A 484-nucleotide genomic window follows, 5' to 3' on the forward strand; every position below is an offset into this window, starting at 1 on the left:
GAGTTGTACTCAGCTTTAAGCTCGTTGTGGTCAGCTGCCTTAGTCTCGTACATCTCTTTCCAGCTAGTGTAAATCTCGTCACGATTCTCTATCCCAGTCTTTCTGACTAGCCCTTTGAAGTCTAAGTTTTTGCCTACCCAAGCAGTTACAAAGGCTAATACACCAGTGATTAGTACATCCCAGTGCTGGAAGTTCATTTAAAGTCCTCCCGAATGAGAACTCCATAGGCTGTCCAAGCACATCCAATAGCCAGAATAGCAATCGTATTAGGGGTAGACAGATAGGTTACTCCCATAACAGACCAAAGAACTGCTAAAGAGGTTACTCCTGCTATACGAAGTCTGTTTCTGTTAAGGATGATACCAAGAAGTTTGATAAATCCAGCTGTTACAAAGAAAGCTGATATAAGTCGTAGATCAAAAAGACTGGAGATGCGGTCGTATAAAGCCTCGTGATTAAGTGTGTCTATATTTAAGTATAGCCT

General features: G+C 41.7%; 2 protein-coding genes. Both read right to left on the minus strand.

All coding sequences use genetic code 11. From position 1 onward, the window contains the following. Nucleotides 1-197: hypothetical protein (locus ACTQZK_RS13225; RefSeq protein ID WP_441899747.1), on the minus strand; the 197-nt coding region annotated here is incomplete at its 3' end. After that, the coding region (locus tag ACTQZK_RS13230) for a hypothetical protein (protein WP_441899748.1) at nucleotides 194-484 on the minus strand (291 nt) is incomplete at its 5' end. The genes ACTQZK_RS13230 and ACTQZK_RS13225, both read right to left, overlap by 4 nt.

This window comes from Paraeggerthella sp. LCP19S3_G8, assembly GCF_052119225.1.
GTDB lineage: Bacteria > Actinomycetota > Coriobacteriia > Coriobacteriales > Eggerthellaceae > Paraeggerthella > Paraeggerthella hominis.